14 protein-coding genes are annotated in these 19,290 nt (G+C 72.2%); 9 read left to right on the plus strand and 5 right to left on the minus strand.

Features of this window, described 5'->3' with window-relative positions; all coding sequences use genetic code 11:
• Nucleotides 1–3: 3 nt before the first annotated feature.
• A complete protein-coding gene (locus ABZ915_RS38685) occupies nt 4–1,500 on the minus strand; it encodes an MFS transporter (protein WP_361813217.1) in 1,497 nt (498 codons plus the stop codon).
• Nucleotides 1,501–1,911: 411 nt separating this feature from the next.
• Between ABZ915_RS38685 and ABZ915_RS38690 the strand changes: the two genes are divergently transcribed.
• The 4 genes from ABZ915_RS38690 (at nt 1,912) to ABZ915_RS38705 (ending at nt 9,669) form a co-directional block, all read left to right on the plus strand.
• Nucleotides 1,912–2,700, plus strand: a complete 789-nt coding sequence (locus ABZ915_RS38690) for an ABC transporter ATP-binding protein (protein WP_361813219.1) — start codon at nt 1,912–1,914, stop codon at nt 2,698–2,700.
• Complete coding sequence (locus tag ABZ915_RS38695; RefSeq protein WP_361813221.1) at nt 2,697–5,279, plus strand: FtsX-like permease family protein; 2,583 nt, start codon at nt 2,697–2,699, stop codon at nt 5,277–5,279. The genes ABZ915_RS38690 and ABZ915_RS38695 overlap by 4 nt, the downstream gene beginning before the upstream one ends.
• A gap of 477 nt (nt 5,280–5,756) precedes the next feature.
• Nucleotides 5,757–9,308 (plus strand): transcription-repair coupling factor, encoded by a 3,552-nt coding sequence (gene mfd / locus ABZ915_RS38700; protein WP_361813223.1) that lies wholly within the window; start codon nt 5,757–5,759, stop codon nt 9,306–9,308.
• 13 nt (nt 9,309–9,321) lie between these two features.
• Entirely contained in the window at nt 9,322–9,669 is a 348-nt protein-coding gene (locus ABZ915_RS38705; protein WP_361813225.1) for a MerR family transcriptional regulator, read from the plus strand.
• 58 nt (nt 9,670–9,727) lie between these two features.
• Here the strand turns inward: ABZ915_RS38705 and ABZ915_RS38710 are convergent, their stop codons facing one another.
• Nucleotides 9,728–10,519, minus strand: coding sequence for an SDR family oxidoreductase (locus tag ABZ915_RS38710; RefSeq protein ID WP_361813227.1), 792 nt, complete (start codon nt 10,517–10,519; stop codon nt 9,728–9,730).
• Nucleotides 10,520–10,565: 46 nt separating this feature from the next.
• Nucleotides 10,566–11,186 (minus strand): TetR/AcrR family transcriptional regulator, encoded by a 621-nt coding sequence (locus ABZ915_RS38715; protein ID WP_361813229.1) that lies wholly within the window; start codon nt 11,184–11,186, stop codon nt 10,566–10,568.
• Nucleotides 11,187–11,293: 107 nt separating this feature from the next.
• Here ABZ915_RS38715 and ABZ915_RS38720 point away from each other — a divergent pair, with 107 nt between their 5' ends.
• Nucleotides 11,294–12,181 carry a hypothetical protein gene (locus ABZ915_RS38720; protein WP_361813231.1) on the plus strand — a complete coding sequence of 296 codons (888 nt, stop codon included), beginning with the start codon at nt 11,294–11,296 and terminating at the stop codon, nt 12,179–12,181.
• 165 nt (nt 12,182–12,346) lie between these two features.
• Complete coding sequence (locus tag ABZ915_RS38725; protein WP_361813233.1) at nt 12,347–13,063, plus strand: HNH endonuclease family protein; 717 nt, start codon at nt 12,347–12,349, stop codon at nt 13,061–13,063.
• A gap of 7 nt (nt 13,064–13,070) precedes the next feature.
• Here the strand turns inward: ABZ915_RS38725 and ABZ915_RS38730 are convergent, their stop codons facing one another.
• On the minus strand, nt 13,071–13,832 hold the full coding sequence (locus tag ABZ915_RS38730) for a hypothetical protein (RefSeq protein ID WP_361813235.1): 762 nt from the start codon (nt 13,830–13,832) through the stop codon (nt 13,071–13,073).
• Nucleotides 13,833–13,960: 128 nt separating this feature from the next.
• Nucleotides 13,961–14,650 carry a hypothetical protein gene (locus tag ABZ915_RS38735; protein ID WP_361813237.1) on the minus strand — a complete coding sequence of 230 codons (690 nt, stop codon included), beginning with the start codon at nt 14,648–14,650 and terminating at the stop codon, nt 13,961–13,963.
• 187 nt (nt 14,651–14,837) lie between these two features.
• Here ABZ915_RS38735 and ABZ915_RS38740 point away from each other — a divergent pair, with 187 nt between their 5' ends.
• The 3 genes from ABZ915_RS38740 (at nt 14,838) to ABZ915_RS38750 (ending at nt 19,264) form a co-directional block, all read left to right on the plus strand.
• The gene (locus tag ABZ915_RS38740; protein WP_361813239.1) at nt 14,838–16,994 is read left to right on the plus strand and encodes an N-6 DNA methylase; all 2,157 of its coding nucleotides are present in this window, start codon (nt 14,838–14,840) and stop codon (nt 16,992–16,994) included.
• Between the two features lie 123 nt (nt 16,995–17,117).
• On the plus strand, nt 17,118–17,732 hold the full coding sequence (locus tag ABZ915_RS38745) for a hypothetical protein (protein ID WP_361813240.1): 615 nt from the start codon (nt 17,118–17,120) through the stop codon (nt 17,730–17,732).
• 38 nt (nt 17,733–17,770) lie between these two features.
• The gene (locus ABZ915_RS38750) at nt 17,771–19,264 is read left to right on the plus strand and encodes a serine/threonine-protein kinase (protein WP_361813374.1); all 1,494 of its coding nucleotides are present in this window, start codon (nt 17,771–17,773) and stop codon (nt 19,262–19,264) included.
• The last annotated feature ends 26 nt before the right edge of the window (nt 19,265–19,290 follow it).

Genomic DNA, 19,290 nt, shown 5'->3' on the forward strand with positions numbered 1-19,290 from the left:
CGCTCACTCGGTGAGCACCGGAAAGCGCCGCGGCGCCAGCACCAGCAGCGCCAGGAACGCCAGCGCCGCCGCGCCCGCCGCCCCCAGGTACACCGCGTGCACGGCGTCGGCGATCGCCCGCCGGGTGGCCTCGGGCGCCGTGCCCGCGTCGAGCGCCCGGGTCACGGAGTCCAGGTCGCCCACGCCGCCCAGCCGGGCGGCCAGGACACTGTTGGCCACCGCGCCGAACACCGAGGCCCCGATGGTCTGCCCGGTCTGGCGGCAGAAGAGCACCGACGCGGTGGTGGTGCCGCGCTCCGCCCAGCCGACCGTCGACTGCACCCCGACGATCAGCGGCAGCTGGAACAGGCCCAGCGCGCCGCCCAGCAGCAGCATCAGCAGCGCCGGCTGCCAGGCCCGGCCCGGGAAGGGCAGGAAGGGGAAGGCGAGCAGGATCAGCGTGGCCGAGCCGATGCCCAGCATGGCGGTGTCGCGGAAGCCGATGCGCCGGTAGACGTGCTGGCTGAGTGCCGCCGACACCGGCCAGCTGAGTGTCCACACCGACAGGACGAACCCGGCGGCCACCGGGGCGAGGCCGAGCACCGACTGCGCGTACGTCGGCAGGAACACGGCCGGCGCCACCATCAGCAACCCCAGCGCGCCGAGTGCCAGGTTGACCGCCGCGATCGTCCGGCGCCGCCACACCCACCCGGGGATGATCGGCTCCGCCGCGCGCCGCTCCACCCACACCACGACCCCGATGAGGACGAGTCCCGTGCCGAACAGGGCCAGCGAGGGCGCCGACAGCCACGCCCAGGCCACCCCGCCCTGCACCAGCGCGGTCAGCAGGACACCGCCGCAGGCGAACACCGCCAGCGCGCCCGCCCAGTCGATCCGGGCAGGGGCCGCCGGGGCACGGACGGGTTCGTGCAGGTGACGGACGATCAGCCAGAGTGCGGCCGCCCCTATGGGCAGGTTGACCAGGAAGATCCACCGCCAGTCCGCGTACGCGGCGAGCACCCCGCCGATCCCCGGTCCCGCGACCGCCGAGACCGCCCACACCGTGGACAGCCTGGACTGGATCCGCGGCCGTTCGGCCAGCGGGTAGAGGTCCGCGGCCAGGGTCTGCACCGTGCCCTGCAACGCCCCGCCGCCCAGGCCCTGCACGATCCGGAACGCGATCAGCGCGGCCATGTTCCACGCGGTGGCGCACAGCAGCGAGCCGAGCAGGAAGAGGGCCGCGCCGGCGACCAGGACCGGCTTGCGGCCGAAGGTGTCGGAGAGCTTGCCGTAGACCGGCAGGGTGACGGTCACGGCGAGCAGGTATCCGGAGAACAGCCAGGAGAAGACGGAGAACCCGCCGAGGTCGCCGACGATCTGCGGTACGGCCGTGGAGACGATGGTGGAGTCCAGCGCGGCCAGCGCCATGGCGAGCATGAGGGCGGCGACGACCGCGCCCCGCCCGCGGGTCGCGGTGGGACGTGCCGTGCCGTCACGTATCGCGGGTGCCGTACCGCCCATCGAAGCCCCCGATCCCTTGCCCCTTGCACCTATCTGCCGGGGACAGCTTCCCACTTGACCCTCACGTGACGGCAGGGTGCAGCCTGTCGGGGCCGCCGGGTGGAGCGGGACCCCGAGAGCGGCTCCACCCGCGGGTGGACCGCCCCTAGGGGTTCATCCGTACAACGGCTGGGGGAGGGTTCGTACCGCCGGAGGACGAGACGGCACCGGCGTGGTCCTTAACCTGGCTTTACGCCGCTGGGGGGCGGCTGACCGAACCGGCGAGGGTGGGGTTAACCCCCCTGGAAGACGGGGCTTCGCACCAGCGCGCCGTGGCCCCGCCGGACGCGAGACTCATCGGCGTACCCAGAACGACGCACCGGCTCACCGGGGCGCACCCGCAGACCTGCTGACCGACATAGGAGACTTACCGTGACATCGGCTGTGACCATTCCCAGGCACGGGGGCACTGGAGGGCGTACGGCCGTTGCCGCGCGGGCGCGGCAGGTCGTGAAGGCGTACGGGTCGGGAGAGACCCGCGTCGTCGCCCTGGACCACGTCGACGTGGACATCGCCCGCGGCCAGTTCACCGCGATCATGGGCCCCTCGGGCTCCGGCAAGTCCACGCTGATGCACTGCCTGGCCGGGCTCGACACGGTGACGAGCGGCCAGATCTACCTGGACGACACCGAGATCACCGGCCTGAAGGACAAGAAGCTCACCCAGCTGCGCCGGGACCGGATCGGGTTCATCTTCCAGGCGTTCAACCTGCTGCCGACGCTGAACGCGCTCGAGAACATCACGCTGCCCATGGACATCGCGGGCCGCAAGCCCGACAAGGCGTGGCTGGACCGCGTGGTGGAGACCGTCGGCCTCGCCGAGCGGCTCAAGCACCGGCCCACCCAGCTCTCCGGCGGCCAGCAGCAGCGTGTCGCCGTGGCCCGCGCCCTGGCCGCCCGCCCCGAGATCATCTTCGGGGACGAGCCGACCGGAAACCTCGACTCCCGGGCCGGCGCCGAAGTCCTCGGCTTCCTGCGCAGGTCCGTGGACGAGCTGGGCCAGACCATCGTGATGGTCACCCACGACCCGGTGGCGGCGTCGTACGCGGACCGGGTGCTGTACCTCGCCGACGGCCGGATCGTCGACGAGATGCACCAGCCGACGGCCGATCAGGTCCTGGACCGCATGAAGGACTTCGACGCCCGGGGGCGTACGTCATGACCGTCCTGAAGACCTCGATGCGCAACTTCTTCGCGCACAAGGGCCGTATGGCGCTGTCGGCGATAGCGGTGCTCCTGTCGGTGGGCTTCGTGAGTGGGACTCTTGTCTTCACGGACACGATGAACACCACCTTCGACAAGCTGTTCCAGGCGACCTCCTCCGATGTGCAGGTCAGTGCCAAGGGCGCCTCCGACACGGGTCAGACGACCTCCGACACCGGCAAGCCGCCGGTGATGCCCGCCTCGGTGCTCGGCAGGATCCGGCACGCCCAGGGCGTCAAGGCGGCGGAGGGGACGGTGTTCTCCACCAGGGCGACCGTCGTCGACGCCAAGAAGGACAACCTCTCGCCCAGCAGCGGCGCCCCGACCATCGTCGGCAGCTGGAACGACAACGACGCCCGCACCATGAAGATCACCTCCGGTACGGCGCCCAAGGGCCCCGGCCAGATCATGATCGACGCCGACACCGCCGACAAGCACCACCTGGGGCTCGGCGACGAGATCGGTGTGATCACCACGGTCGGCACACACACCGCGCGCATCTCCGGCATCGCCACCTTCACCGTCACCAACCCCGGCGCGGCGATCTTCTACCTCGACACCCGCACCGCGCAGCGGACGCTCGTCGGCGAGACCGGCGTGTACACCAACGTCAACGTCACGGCGGCCAAGGGCGTGACCGACGACCGGCTGAAGAAGAACGTCGTGGCCGAACTCGGCGGCGGCGGTTACAAGGTGCAGACCGCCAAGGAGGTCGCCGACGCCAACCAGAAGGACGTCGAGAGCTTCCTGAACGTCATGAAGTACGCGATGCTCGGCTTCGCCGGGATCGCCTTCCTCGTCGGCATCTTCCTGATCATCAACACCTTCTCCATGCTGGTCGCCCAGCGCACCCGGGAGATCGGCCTGATGCGGGCCATCGGCTCCTCCCGCAAGCAGGTCAACCGCTCGGTGCTGGCCGAGGCGCTGCTGCTGGGCGTGGTCGGGTCCGTGCTCGGCGTCGGCGCGGGCGTCGGCATCGCGGTCGGCCTGATGAAGCTCATGGGCAAGATGGGCATGCACCTGTCGACGGACGATCTGACGGTCGCCTGGACGACCCCGGTGATCGGTCTGTTCCTCGGTGTCGTGGTCACCGTCCTGGCCGCCTACCTGCCCGCCCGGCGGGCCGGCAAGGTCTCCCCGATGGCCGCGCTGCGCGACGCGGGCGCCCCGTCCGACGCCAAATCCGGCTGGATACGGGCCCTGATCGGCGCCCTCCTCACCGGTGCCGGCGGCGTCAGCCTGTACGCCGCCGCCTCGGTCGACAAGGCCAAGGACGGCTCCCCGTACCTGGGGCTGGGCATCGTGCTGACCCTGATCGGGTTCGTCGTCATCGGCCCGCTGCTGGCCGGCGGCCTGGTGCGGGTGCTCAGCGCGGTGCTGCTGCGGATGTTCGGGCCCGTGGGGCGGATGGCCGAGCGCAACGCCCTGCGCAACCCGCGCCGCACCGGCGCCACCGGCGCGGCCCTGATGATCGGCCTCGCGCTGGTCGCCTGCCTGTCGGTGGTCGGCTCCTCCATGGTGGCCTCCGCCACCGACCAGCTCGACAAGACCGTCGGTACGGACTTCATCATCCAGAACGACAACGGGGACCCGGTCGTCCCGCAGGCGGTGAAGGCCGTGAAGTCGACGCCGGGCCTCGCGCGGGTCACCGAGTACAAGGTGGCTCGGGCCGACTACACCACCCCCGACGGCCAGACCCTCAAGGACACCGACATCACGGCGGCCGACCCGACGTACGCCAGCGACCTGCGCAAGAAGACCGTCGCCGGCGACCTCAAGGACGCCTACCTGCCCGACTCGATGTCCGTCCACGAGAAGTTCGCCAAGGCCCACGGCATCCACATCGGTTCGAAGATCGACGTCGCCTTCAAGGGCGGCGCCACCGCCCACCTGACGGTCCGCGCGATCACCAGCAGCGACGACGTGATCGACCAGGGCGCCAAGTACACCTCCACCGCCACGCTCGCCAAGTACGTGCCCGCCGGCAAGAGGCCGCTCGACCAGCTGGTCTTCGCCACCGCCAAGGACGGGCAGCAGGCCGCCGCGTACAAGGCGCTGAAGTCGGCCCTGCACGACTACCCGCAGTACAAGGTCCGCGACCAGACCGACTACAAGAAGAACCTGAAGGACCAGATCGGCCAGCTGCTGAACATGATCTACGGCCTGCTGGCCCTGGCGATCATCGTGGCGGTCCTGGGCGTGGTGAACACCCTGGCCCTGTCGGTGGTGGAGCGCACCCGGGAGATCGGCCTGATGCGGGCCATCGGCCTCTCCCGACGCCAGCTGCGCCGCATGATCCGCCTGGAGTCGGTGGTCATCGCCCTCTTCGGCGCCCTGCTCGGCCTCGGCCTCGGCATGGGCTGGGGAGCCACCGCCCAGAAGCTGCTCGCCCTGGAGGGCCTGAAGGTCCTGGACATCCCCTGGCCGACCATCATCTTCGTCTTCGTCGGCTCGGCCTTCGTGGGACTGTTCGCGGCGCTCATCCCGGCGTTCCGGGCGGGCCGGATGAACGTACTGAACGCGATCGCGACGGACTAGTGCCGCCACAGGCAACGTTCGCCCCGTCGCGACGCCCGGCACGCTCCCCCACTGCCTCAAGGGCGTGGGAGGTGCCCCCACTCGCCGCACCGGGCACAAGCCCAAGTACATCCAGTACGAGGGCTCGCACCCGGCACGCCGAGAGCACGCACCGGACGCCGCTCCTTGACGGGCAAACGTTGCCTGCCGCGGCACTAGCCGCACAGGCAGGAGCGGCCGTACGACCACCGCACACGGGGGTTGCGGGGGGAAATCCCGGCGCCGGGGAGTCTTGGGGGACTTCCCGGCGCCGGGTTCTTCGCTGTCCGCCGCGTGTGCTTCCCGACGGCCCGGGTCGCCGCCCTCCCCGGACCGGAAAGCGCAGGCTGTCCACAGCCGCCCGCGTCCGCGAGCGCGGCGTCGTAGGCTGGACACCCCCGGCCCGCGACGCGTGTCGGGCCCGTCGTGTTGCCCGCCCCGGACGAAAGCCGCCCCCGAATGAGCCTGCACGGTCTGCTCGACGCCGTAGTCAAGGACCCCGCCCTCGCGGAAGCGATCAAGGCGTCCGCCGACGGCAACCGCATGCACGTCGACCTGGTCGGCCCCCCGGCGGCCCGTCCCTTCGCGGTCGCCGCCCTGGCCCGCGACGCCGGCCGCCCGGTGCTGGCGGTCACGGCGACGGGGCGGGAGGCCGAGGACCTGGCCGCCGCCCTGCGCACGCTGCTGTCCCCCGAGGGCGTCGTGGAGTACCCCTCCTGGGAGACGCTGCCCCACGAGCGGCTCAGCCCGCGCAGCGACACCGTGGGCCGCCGCCTCGCCGTCCTGCGCCGCCTGGCCCACCCCCGCCCCGACGACCCCGAGACCGGCCCGGTCTCCGTCGTCGTCGCCCCCGTACGGTCCGTGCTCCAGCCGCAGGTCAAGGGCCTCGGCGACCTCGAGCCGGTGGCCCTGCGGACCGGGCAGACCGCCGACCTGAACGCGATCGTCGAGGCCCTCGCGGGGGCCGCGTACGCGCGCGTGGAGCTGGTGGAGAAGCGCGGCGAGTTCGCCGTGCGCGGCGGCATCCTCGACGTGTTCCCGCCCACCGAGGAACACCCCCTGCGCATCGAGTTCTGGGGCGACGACGTCGAGGAGATCCGCTACTTCAAGGTCGCCGACCAGCGGTCGCTGGAGGTCGCCGAGCACGGCCTGTGGGCACCGCCGTGCCGTGAACTCCTGTTGACGGAAGACGTCCGCACGCGTGCGCGTGCCCTCGCCGAACAGCACCCGGAGCTGGGCGAACTGCTCGGCAAGATCGCCGAGGGCATCGCGGTCGAGGGCATGGAGTCCCTGGCCCCGGTCCTGGTCGACGACATGGAGCTGCTGCTCGACGTACTGCCCAAGGGCGCCATGGCCGTCGTGTGCGACCCGGAGCGGGTACGCACGCGTGCCGCCGATCTCGTCGCCACCAGCCAGGAGTTCCTCCAGGCCTCCTGGGCGGCCACCGCGGGCGGCGGCGAGGCGCCCATCGACGTCGGCGCGGCCTCCCTGTGGTCCATCGCGGACGTCCGCGACCGCGCGCGCGAGCTTGACATGATGTGGTGGTCGGTCTCGCCGTTCGCCGCGGACGACGAGCTCGACGCGGACACGCTGAAGCTGGGGATGCACGCCCCGGAGACCTACCGCGGCGACACCGCCCGGGCCCTCGCCGACACCAAGGGCTGGCTCGCCGACGGCTGGCGCACCGTCTTCGTCACCGAGGGCCACGGCCCGGCCGCCCGCACCGTGGAGGTGCTCGGCGGCGAGGGCATCGCCGCCCGCCTGGCCGTGTCGGACGCGAAGACGGGCGACCTCGGCGAGCTCAGCCCCTCCGTCGTGCACGTCGCCTGCGGCTCCATCGACTACGGCTTCGTCGACCCGGCGCTCAGACTCGCCGTCCTGACGGAGACCGACCTCACCGGCCAGAAGGCGGCCGGCCGGGACGGCACCCGCATGCCCGCCCGCCGCCGCAAGACCATCGACCCGCTCACCCTGGAGACCGGCGACTACATCGTCCACGAGCAGCACGGCGTCGGCCGCTACATCGAGATGGTGCAGCGCACCGTCCAGGGCGCCACTCGCGAGTACCTCGTCGTCGAGTACGCACCCGCCAAGCGCGGCCAGCCCGGCGACCGCCTGTACATCCCCACCGACCAGCTGGAGCAGATCACCAAGTACGTCGGCGGCGAGGCCCCCACCCTGCACCGGCTCGGCGGCGCCGACTGGACGAAGACCAAGGCCCGCGCGAAGAAGGCCGTCAAGGAGATCGCCGCCGACCTGATCAAGCTGTACAGCGCGCGCATGGCCGCCCCGGGACACGCCTTCGGCGCGGACAGCCCCTGGCAGCGCGAGCTCGAGGACGCCTTCCCGTACGCCGAGACCCCCGACCAGCTCACCACCATCGCCGAGGTCAAGGACGACATGGAGAAGTCGGTCCCCATGGACCGGCTGATCTGCGGCGACGTCGGCTACGGCAAGACGGAGATCGCGGTCCGCGCCGCCTTCAAGGCCGTCCAGGACGGCAAGCAGGTCGCGGTCCTCGTCCCCACCACACTGCTGGTGCAGCAGCACTTCGGGACGTTCTCCGAGCGTTACGGCCAGTTCCCGGTCAGCGTGAAGGCGCTCAGCCGCTTCCAGACCGACACCGAGGCCAAGGCCGTCCTGGAGGGGCTGCGCGAGGGCGCCGTCGACGTCGTCATCGGCACCCACCGGCTGTTCTCCTCGGAGACGAAGTTCAAGGACCTCGGCCTGGTCATCGTCGACGAGGAACAGCGCTTCGGCGTCGAGCACAAGGAGCAGCTGAAGAAGCTCCGCGCGAACGTGGACGTGCTGACCATGTCGGCCACCCCCATCCCGCGCACCCTGGAGATGGCGGTCACCGGCATCCGCGAGATGTCGACGATCACCACCCCGCCGGAGGAGCGGCACCCGGTGCTCACCTTCGTCGGCCCGTACGAGGAGAAGCAGATCGGCGCGGCCATCCGCCGCGAACTGCTGCGCGAGGGCCAGGTCTTCTACATCCACAACCGGGTCGAGTCCATCGACCGGGCCGCCGCCAGGCTCCGGGAGATCGTCCCCGAGGCGCGTATCGCCACCGCGCACGGCCAGATGTCGGAGTCGGCGCTGGAGCAGGTCGTCGTCGACTTCTGGGAGAAGAAGTTCGACGTGCTCGTCTCGACCACGATCGTCGAGTCGGGCATCGACATCTCCAACGCCAACACCCTGATCGTCGAACGAGGGGACAACTTCGGCCTCTCCCAGCTGCACCAGCTGCGCGGCCGGGTCGGCCGAGGGCGTGAGCGGGGGTACGCGTACTTCCTGTACCCGCCGGAGAAGCCCCTGACGGAGACCGCGCACGAACGGCTGGCGACCATCGCCCAGCACACCGAGATGGGCGCCGGCATGTACGTCGCCATGAAGGACCTGGAGATCCGTGGCGCCGGAAACCTCCTCGGCGGCGAGCAGTCCGGCCACATCGCCGGCGTCGGCTTCGACCTGTACGTCCGCATGGTCGGCGAGGCCGTCGCGGACTACCGGCGCCAGCTGGAGACCGGCGAGATCCAGGAGGAGCCGCCGCTCGAGGTCAAGATCGAGCTGCCCGTCGACGCGCATGTCCCGCACGACTACGCGCCGGGCGAGCGGCTGCGCCTCCAGGCCTACCGGGCCATCGCCTCCGCCAACACCGAGGAGGACATCAAGGCGGTACGGGAGGAACTCGTCGACCGGTACGGCAAGCTGCCCGAGCCGGTGGAGAACCTGCTGCTGGTGGCCGGGCTGCGGATGCTCGCGCGCGCGTGCGGCGTCGGCGAGGTCGTGCTCCAGGGCAACAACATCCGCTTCGCCCCCGTGGAACTGCGGGAGTCGCAGGAGCTGCGGGTCAAGCGGCTGTACCCGGGGACGGTCATCAAGCCGGCCGTCCACCAGGTGCTGGTGCCGCGTCCCAAGACCGCGAAGGTGGGCGGCAAGCCGCTGGTCGGCCGGGAACTGCTGGGGTGGGTCGGGGAGTTCCTGGCCTCGATCCTGGGGTCGTGAGCAGGGGAGACGCGTGCGGATCGGTGAGCTGGCGACGGCTGCCGGGGTGACGCCCCGCGCCCTGCGGCACTACGAGCAGACGGGGCTGATCACTTCGGAGCGCGCCGCCAACGGCTACCGCGAGTACGACGCCGGGACGGTGGTCCGCGTCCGCAACATCCGGCACCTGCTGGACGCGGGCCTCACCCTGGAGGACGTACGGGCGTTCCTGCCGTGCCTGGACGGGGACGTCACCGCCGGATCCCCGTCCCCCAAAGGGCTGCGGGTCGCCCGGGACCGGCTGGCGGTGCTGGACGCGCGGATCGCGGCCCAGCTGGCGGTGCGGGAACGGCTGGCGGCGGCGCTGCGCGAGGTCGGGTGACCGGGCGCCGATGCCCATCGGCAGGTCGGGTGACCGGGCGTCGCCGTCCACCGGCAGGTCAGGCGACCACGGCGCCACCGTCCACCGGGAGGATCACGCCGGTGATGAACGACGCCTGCGGCGAGGCCAGTCGGGTGATCGCCCAGGCGACCTCCTCGGGGCGGCCCACCCGGCCGAGCGGGGTGTGGTCGAGCTGCCACTTGCGGATGGCGGCGCGCTGTTCGGGCGTGTAGCCCGAGTGGTCGGCGATCGGCGTCTCGACGGCGCCGGGGGCGACGGCGACGACCCGGATCCCGAGCGGGGCGAGTTCCACCGCCCAGCTGCGGGTGAGCACTTCGAGGGCCGCCTTGCCCGCCGCGTACAGGGAGTTGCCGGGCCAGCCGCGCTGACCGACGGACGTCGTCACGTTCACCACGACACCGCGGCTGTCCTCCAGCGCGGGGAGGGCGGCCTGGGTGAGCAGTACGGGGGCGAGGAGGTTCGTCGCGAGCTGGGGTCGCACGGACGCGCGTGAATAGGTGCGCAGCGACTCGGTGTTCACGACGGCCGCGTTGTTGACCAGCACGTCGATGCGCCCGTGGCGCTCGAGGGCGGTGCGGACGACGGTTTCCGGGCCGTCCTCGGCGGTGATGTCGGCGGGGAGGGTGGTGATCCCGGGATGACCGTCGGCGGTCTCGGCGAGGGGTGCGGGACGCCGGCCGACGGCCAGGACGTGCGCGCCCTCGGCGGCGAAGGCGCGGGCGGTGGCGCGGCCGATGCCGGTGCCGGCGCCGGTGACCAGGACGGTGCGGGGGGTGTTGGCGGGTTCGCTCGGCGTGCTCGGGGTGCTCGGGGTGCTCGGTTCGCTCATGCCGGGATCGTCGGACCCTGACGCCAGGGGCAGGGTCAAGCCCGGATCAGTGGGTGGCGGGGCGGAACAGCATCGCCGCCAGGGTGCTGAACACCTCCTCCGGGTTCCGGTCGCCGAGGGGGCCGTCGAGGTTGTGGCCGAGGAGCAGCGTGGCGAAACCGTGGGCCAGGGACCAGGCGGCGACGCCGGCCAGGCGGGCGTCGGGGCCGCGGCCCTCGGCGGGCACGGCGGCGACGGAGTGCCGCAGGGCGTCGGCGGCGAGCGTCCGGGCCGTGGTGAGTTCCAGGTCGTCGGCGCGCAGCAGTCCGGGCGCGAACATCACCTGGAAGTGGGCCGGGTGCTCGCGCGCGAAGCGTACGTAGCGCACGCCCGCGTCCTTCAGATCGGCCGCCTCCCGCAGCGCGGCGGCCAGCAGCCCGTACCCCTCGGCCGCGATCGCCGTGAGCAGGCCGGTGCGGTCCTTGAAGTGGTGCGCGGGCGCCGCGTGCGAGACCCCGGCCCGGCGGGCGAGGTCGCGCAGGCTCAGCGCCGAGGGGCCGTCGGCGGCGATGACGTCGAGCGCGGCGGTGAGGACGGCGCGGCGGAGGTCGCCGTGGTGGTAGGGGCGGTGGGGGGAAGTGGGGGCGTCGGGGGCGGGCTTGCCGGGGGTGGGCTTGCTGGGGCTCATGGTCAGCAGCGTACGCCGAATCTAGGCATTGACAAGTTCGTGGACGCGAGGCAATCTTGTCAGTGTCAAGTTGCGGAGCCGGACCGAGCGCGCTGAGGAGTCACGCCATGTCTGAGCACGTCAGCAAGGCCGGGATCGAGCTGTCCCGGGTGCGGCAGCTCTGGCACCTGCTGGAGCCGTTGCACGCGGTGCTGTACTACGCACCGGAGGCCTTCGAGGAGGCGGCCACGCTCGGATTCGCGACCGAGGAGCGCTGGCCGAGCTACTTCCCCTATCGCGCGGCCCCGTTGGGCACGGCCGGCAGCGAACGGGTGGCCTCCGCCTTCTACAGCTTCAGCCCCCGCATGGTCGCCGAGCACATCGACCCGGCGTGGAAGGCGGCGAGCCCGGAAGAGGTCCTGAAGGCCAGAACGCGGGCGATCGACCGGGCGTACCGCGCGCTGTTCGGCGACCGCGTCGACAGCCCCGAGCTGACCGAGGCCGCCGCCCTCGCCCGGCGCGCGGCCGAGGCGGCGAACACCGCCGGCCGCCCGCTCGCCGCCGCCAACGCCGAACTGCCCTGGCCCGACGCCCCCCACCTCCAGCTCTGGCACGCCGCGACGATCCTGCGCGAACACCGCGGCGACGGCCACCTCGCCGCCCTGCTCGTCGCCGGTCTCGACCCGGTCGAGGCGCTGGTGTCGTTCGCCGCGACAGGCGCCGCCTCCGTCGAGCGCTTCGAGAGCCGGGGCTGGAGCACGGAGGAATGGACGGCCGCACGCGAGCGCCTGACCGCCCGCGGCCTGGTGGACGCCGACGGCAGGGCCACTCAGGCGGGCCGCGACCTGCGCCACCGCGTCGAGCAGCACACCGACGAACTCGCCGCCGCCCCCTGGCGGATACTCGGTGCATCCGCCACCGACCGCCTGGCCGATCTGCTCGGCGACTACTGGGTCGCGGTGCTCTCCTCGGGCCTGCTGCCGTCGGAATCCACGCTCGGCATCGGCAAGGTCTGAGGAAAAGGGGGTATCAGGGCGGAGGGTCAGGACGTTCACGCGCTTCACGCGCCTGCCGTCCTCCCCCGGGCGCTCTCCGCTGCGCATTCCCCGGCCGATACGGTGGGACCAGGAGCGGGTCTGTCCGTGCGAGGGCGGAACAAGGGGTGGCGAAGGGGGAGGCACGTGACGCGTCTGAGGGGCGGGGCGGTCGTCGCCGCTGTCGTCGTGATCGCCGTGGCCGGGTGCAAGGACCAGCGGGCCGGGGGCTCTTCCGGGCCCGCACCGGCCGGGGGCGGGGGAGCCGCCCTCACGGCCGCCCAGTCACTGACCGTCAAGGGCCGGGCGCCGAAGACCGGTTACTCCCGGGAGCGGTTCGGCACGGCCTGGGCCGACACCGACTCCAACTCCTGCGACACCCGCGACGACATCCTCAAGCGCGACCTGAAGGAGGTGAAGTTCACCGGCGGCACCTGCAAGGTGTCCTACGGGCAGCTTGATCCCGATCCGTACTCCGGCAAGGACGTCACCTACCGGCGCGGTCGCAGCCTGGTGGACATCGACCATGTCGTCGCCCTCTCGGACGCCTGGCAGAAGGGCGCCAAGTACTGGGACCCCAGCAAGCGCATAGCCCTGGCCAACGACCCGCTCAACCTCATAGCCGTCGACGCGAGCACCAACCGCGGCAAGGGCGACGGCGACACGGCCACCTGGATACCGCCGAACAAGTCCTACCGCTGCCCCTACGTCGCCGCCCAGGTCGCGGTGAAGAAGAAGTACGGGCTGTGGGTCACCGCCGCCGAGAAGACCGCGATGGAGAAGGTCCTCAGGACCTGCCCCGGCCAGAAGCTCCCGGCCGGCGGCAACCCGACGGAGGCGCCGGCACGGTTCCACGCGGGCTGAGCCGGGCTCAGCCGCCCAGCGTGTCCAGGTCGATGATCTTGCCGGTGGGCTTCTTCGCCGGCACCGGCTGGTCGAAGTCGCTGAAGTCGAGGTTCATCGGCTCCTTGGCGGACGAGCCGTCGACCCGCAGCACGTACGGCTTGCCCTGGGTGGCGACGTAGACGGTGTAACGGTCCTTGCCGTCCTTCTCGTGCAGCACGATCGCGGGCGTGCCGTCGACGGTGGTCGTCTTGCCGCGGGTGGCGTCCGAGTTGCCGTCCTCGGCGCCGCCGAGCACCGAGTCCAGGTCGCAGAAGCTCGCGATGTCCTTGGCGTCCTGGCCCTTGGCGGCCATCTTGGTCCACTTGCCAGCCAGCATCGCCACGGCCGCGTCGGTGTCCGACTTGGACTCGCCCTTGCTCTGCGCGCGCAGGAACGCCTCGTCGTACTTCATGTAGACGGTGTCGCCGGTCTTGATCAGGTCGGCCTTGCCCTGGCCGCCCATGCTCATCGTGCCGGCGCACTCGCCCTTCTTGTCCAGGGCCATGTCGATCCGGATGGTGCCGTCGGTGTCGTCGGCGACATCGCCCTTCATCCGCAGCGACGAGGCTCCGGTGGTGGCCTTCATCGCCCGGTCGGCGACCTCGCCACCGGAGAGCCCGGCGAACGGTTCCTTCGACTTGCTGTTCGCCGGCTTGTTGTCCGCCTTGTCCTGCCCCGGCATGCAGCCGGTGAGCCCGACGGTGGTCGCGGCGGCGAGGCAGAGGGCGGCAAGTGCGGTGCGACGCATGGGAATTCCTTGGTGAGAGATGGTGAGAGATGGTGAGAGACGGTGAGCGATGGGGCGGGCGCGGGGCGGCGGGTGGCCGGCCGCCGCGCCCCGGTGCCGTCGGGGTGTGCTACCCGGTGGCGGCCGGTTCAGCCGGCCTTCTTCCAGTCCCCGCAGCCGGTGGTCTTGAAGTAGGCGTCGGTGGCCTTGACGGTGACGACGGCCGTGCCGGTCACGTTGTTGTTGGCGATGATCGAGTCGAGGCCCTGCTCGGCGTCCTTGGTGCGCTCCCAGTAGCAGGAGTCGTCGGCGTTGCCGGTGGACTTGTACGTCCCCGGGGCGAGATCGGTGCCCACCTTGAACATGCCGCCGTCGCCGTCCGCCGTCGAGGCGGGTGAACCCTTCGCCTTCGGGTCGACGGCCTCCCAGTCCTTGCAGCCGCTGGACTTGAACAGCTTGTCGGTGGCCTTGATGGTGACGTAACTGGTGCCGGTGACGTTGTCGTTGGCCAGCAGGGAGTCCGTCTCGCCCGAGGCGTCCTTGGCCCGCTCCCAGTAGCACATGTCGTCGGTGTTCCCGGTGGTGCGGTAGGTGCCGGGCTTGACGTCCTTGCCGACCTGGAAGTCGCCGTCCCCCTCGAACGCGACCTTCTTCGCGGCGGTCTCCGAGCCGCCCGCGTCCTTCTTGCTGCCGGGCTTGTGCTGGGCGGAGGCGGAGGACCCCTTGCTGCCGCTGCCGGAACCGCCGTCCTTGCTGTCGCTGCCGGCGTTCGCCGACACGACACCGATGACGACGACCCCCACGACAGCGCCCAGCGCGACCTTGCCCTTCATGCCCATGGCGATCCCCTCCCGACGCGGCGACCGCCTCCGTCCGGCGGTCGCTCGTTCGCTGGGTCAATAAGAGCAGAGCTTGTGAACCGAGTCAACACGGTTCACGGAGATGGTTAGGTACACGGTCGTGAATGCGTGGATCATGTGTACGCCGCTATGCTCGGCTCACACATGGACGAGGGGAGCCGGGCGGGTGCAGGACAACGCGACAGAAGTGACCGCCGCCGGAATCGCACGGCTCGCCGGCGTCGGCCGCGCCGCCGTGAGCAACTGGCGCCGTCGGCACGCCGACTTCCCCAAGCCCGTCGGCGGCACAGAGACCAGCCCCTCCTTCGCCCTCGCCGAGGTGGAGGCCTGGCTGCGCAAGCAGGGCAAACTCGCCGAGGTCCCCCTGCGGGAACGGGTCTGGCAACAGCTCGCCGGGCACCCCGAAGGGCCGGTCACCGCGCTGGTGCACGCCGGCTCGGTCCTGCTGCTCATCCACGAACGCCCCACCGTCTGGCTGGACGTGAGCGCCGGCTCCGACGCGCGCCTGGCCGCGATGCTGCCCGACGCGCTGGAGCAGGTACTCGTACCGCGCTTCGGCGTGACGCGTGACGCCCGCGTTCACAAGCGGCGGGGCGCGAGCGGGACGGCCGCTGTGAACACCCCGGGCGCGGCGCGCACCGCACCCGCTGTTCACACTCCAGCCGATGTGAACACCTCCCAGCCTGTGAACAGCGCCCCAGCCGTTCACATCCCCGCCGGTCCCGAACTGCTCCCCTCCGCCCCCCTCCTGCGCGGCGCCGCCGAACTCGCCGCCGAGCTGGGCGCACGGCAGACCTTCGAGTTCCTGCTGGGACGGCACCTGGACGCCAACCCCCGCCAGTACACCCTCACCCCCGCCGAACTCGCCCGGCTCATGGCCGAGCTCGCCGGCCCCGCCCGCACCGTGCTCGACCCGGCCTGCGGCACCGGCGCCCTCCTGCGCGCCGTCGAGACCCGCCCCGGCCAGGAGCTGTACGCCCAGGACAGCGCCCCCGAACTCGCCGCGCTCACCGCGCTGCGCAGCGCGCTGCACGCGCGCGTGACGGTGCGCGCCGCCGTCGGCGACACCCTTCGCGCGGAGGCCTACCCCGAGCTGCGCGCCGACGCCGTCCTGTGCCATCCGCCGTTCAACGAGCGCAACTGGGGGCACGACGAACTCGCCTACGACCCCCGCTGGGAGTACGGCTTCCCGGCCCGCACCGAATCCGAGCTCGCCTGGGTGCAGCACGCGCTCGCCCGGCTCCGGGACGGCGGCACCGCCGTACTGCTGATGCCGCCCGCCGCCGCCTCCCGCCGCTCCGGCCGCCGTATCCGCGCCGACCTGCTGCGCCGGGGCGCGCTGCGCGCCGTCGTCGCGCTGCCGGTGGGCGCGGCGCCGCCGTACAACATCCCCCTGCACCTGTGGGTGCTGCGCCGCCCGGACCGGACGCCCGCGCAGCCCCAGGTGCTGCTGGCCGACACCGGGCGGTTCGCCACCGAGGGGCGCGGCGGGCCCGACTGGCAGGCCGTGCGGGACGCGGTCCTCGACGCCTGGCGCGCCTCCGAGCGCGAGGGAGGGTGCGAGGAGCGGCCGGGGCTGGCCCGTTCGGTGCCGGTCATCGAACTCCTCGACGACGACGTGGACCTCGCCCCCGCCCGCCATCTCCCGCCGCCCGTCGCGGCCGACGGCGCGCAGCAGCTCACGGCCGTACGCGAACGCCTGGGCGAGACCCTGCGCCTGACCGCCGACCTCACCCCGCCCGCGGCCGACTCCGCGCGGCCCGCTCGCTGGCCGCTGACCACCATCGGCGAACTCGCGCGCGGGGGCGCCCTGGTGATGCGCACGGGCGGAAGCGGCGGCCACACGCGCGTGCCCGTCCTCACCGACCACGACGTCCTCGCCGGCACCGCACCCTCGGGAACGCTCCCCGAGAGCGACGAGGAGGCCGTGCTGACCGAACCGGGCGACGTCGTCGTCCCGGTGCTCGGCGGCGGCTCGGTGGCGCGCGTGATCGACGACACGACGGCGGGCGCCGCCCTGGGCCGCAACCTCGTGCTCCTGCGCCCCGATCCCACCGCGCTCGACCCGTGGTTCATCGCCGGGTTCCTGCGCGGCACCGCCAACAACCGCCAGGCCAGCAGCTACGCGTCCACCGCCACCCGCCTCGACGCGCGCCGGCTCCAGCTGCCCCGGCTGCCGCTCGACGAACAACGGCGCTACGGCGGCCGCTTCCGGGCCCTCGACGAGTTCGAGCGGGCGCTCAGGCACGCGGGCCGGCTCGGCGAGCAGCTCGTGCGCGGGATGTACGACGGCCTGACGGACGGAACGGTGGCGCCCGGTTGAGGTGATCGTGGAGCAAAGTGATCAGCACGACAACGGTTCGGTACAACCTGGGACCGCTTGTCCGTGTCGGCCTATACGCTCGAAGCGACAACCGCACGCCCTCTTCAGGCAACAGGAGCAGCCATGCAAGGCCGCGGCTACGCACAGCCGGTGAAGCAGCCGCCCCACATCGGGTGGCTGGTCTTCCTGCGGGTGCTGTTCGTGGTGATCGCGATCTTCAGCATCGGTCTGCTGACCTCGGCGATGCTGTTGCGCCTGGCCGTCGTGACGCGCAAGTCGCTGGACTGGGGCCTGTTCGTGGCGGTGGTCGCCGCCGACATCCTCAGCCTCGTGCTGCTGGGCAACGAAGGCGGGGACGAGGTCCACACCCCCGGCGGCTACCTGGGTGTCTTCCTGCTGCTCGGCACCCTGGTGGCCGCGATCGCGTACTACCTCGCCGCCGACATCCGCCACTTCCACCGGCTCCAGCAGGCGTACACCGCGCAGCAGGCCATGGCACCGGCGTACGGCTACGCACAGCCGCCGTCGCCGTTCACCGCGGCGACCGTGCCGAGCGCGCCGCAGAGCCCGCACACCCCGCCCCCGGTGCCGCACACGCCGCTGCCCCAGCCGCCGATACCCACCCCGCCGCCGCCCCAGCGCCCGGCGCCCGCACGTATCGACCAGGTGCGCGCGGAGCTCGACGAACTGAGTGACTACCTGCGCAACCACGACGGCAACCACGAGGGCGGAAGGTGACCGTGGCGCAAGGACGCGTCGTCGCCGGCCGCTACGAGCTGTCCACGCTCATCGGGCAGGGCGGCATGGGCCAGGTGTGGACCGCGTACGACCAGCGGCTCGACCGGCGCGTGGCAGTGAAGCTGCTGCGCCCCGACAAGGTGGCCGGGCAGGAGGCCGACGAGCTGCGCCGCCGGTTCGTGCGCGAGTGCCGGGTGACCGCGCAGGTCGACCACCCGGGACTGGTGACCGTGCACGACGCGGGCAGCGAGGGCGAGGAACTGTTCCTCGTCATGCAGTACGTCGACGGCGCCGACCTCTCCGACCACCTCGCCGAGCACGACCCGTACCCGTGGCAGTGGGCGGTCGCGGTCGCCGCGCAGCTGTGCGCCGTGCTGAGCGCGGTGCACGCCGTGCCGATCGTGCACCGCGACCTCAAGCCGCGCAACGTGATGGTGAAGCAGGACGGCACGGTCACCGTCCTCGACCTCGGCGTCGCCTCCGTCATGGACGCCGACACCACCCGCCTCACCCACACCGGCACGCCCATAGGCTCGCCCGCCTACATGGCGCCGGAGCAGGCGATGGGCGGCGCGGTCGGCCCGTACACCGACCTGTACGCGCTCGGTGTGCTGCTGCACGAACTGCTCAGCGGAAACGTCCCGTTCGCGGGTTCCACGGCGCTCGGCGTGCTCCACCGGCACCTGTACGAGCCGCCACTGCCCGTGCGCCGGCTCCGCCCCGAGGTCCCCGAAGCCCTCGAGGCGCTGGTCCTGCGCCTGCTGGCCAAGGACCCGCAGCACCGGCCCGCCTCCGCGCAGGAGGTGTACGAGCATCTCGCGCTGCTGCTGCCCGCGCGCGGGACACCCACCGGAGCCCCGCTGGACCCGACGCGTCCCTTCCTGCGCCCGCATGCTCCCTGGCCGGACCGCGCGCGCACGCCCGCGCCCCAGCCCGCCCCCGTCGCGCCCACCCCGTCCGTGACCGAGAAGCCCGACGTCGCCGCGGCCGTCGACGAGGTCAAGCGTCTGCTCGGCGAGGGCCGCATCACGCAGGCGGTGGACATCCTCGGCGCGATCCTGCCCGCCGCGGCCGAACAGCACGGCGAGCACTCCCCGGTCGTCCGCACCCTGCGCAAGCAGTACGCGGCCACGCTCATGGACGACGGCCAGTACCGGCGGGCGCTGCCCGAACTGCGCCGTCTGGCCGACGAACGCGCCACCGAGGCCGGTCAGGCCGACCCGCAGTCCCTGCGCTTCCGCTACGACGCCGCCCAGTGCCTGGAACAGCTCGGCGAACCCGCGGCGGCCCTGGCCGAGTACCGGGCGCTGCTGCCGTACTACGAGAACCAGTACGTCTCCGGCGACCCGCAGCTCGCCCACGACGTCCGCCGCCGCATCGGCCACCTGCTGCTCGCGCTCGGCGACCGGCCCGCCGCCCACGACACGCTCGCGCGCCTCGTGCTGGACGTGGAGCGCGTGCACGGCCCCGGGCACCCGCTGGCCGCCGAGATCAGGCGGACCCTGCAGTGGCTGGGGCAGGTCCGTGGTTAGTCTTTGCCGTTCCCTGAGGGATCTTT

Origin of the sequence: Streptomyces sp. NPDC046915, assembly GCF_040644935.1 — a bacterium.
Lineage (GTDB): Bacteria > Actinomycetota > Actinomycetes > Streptomycetales > Streptomycetaceae > Streptomyces.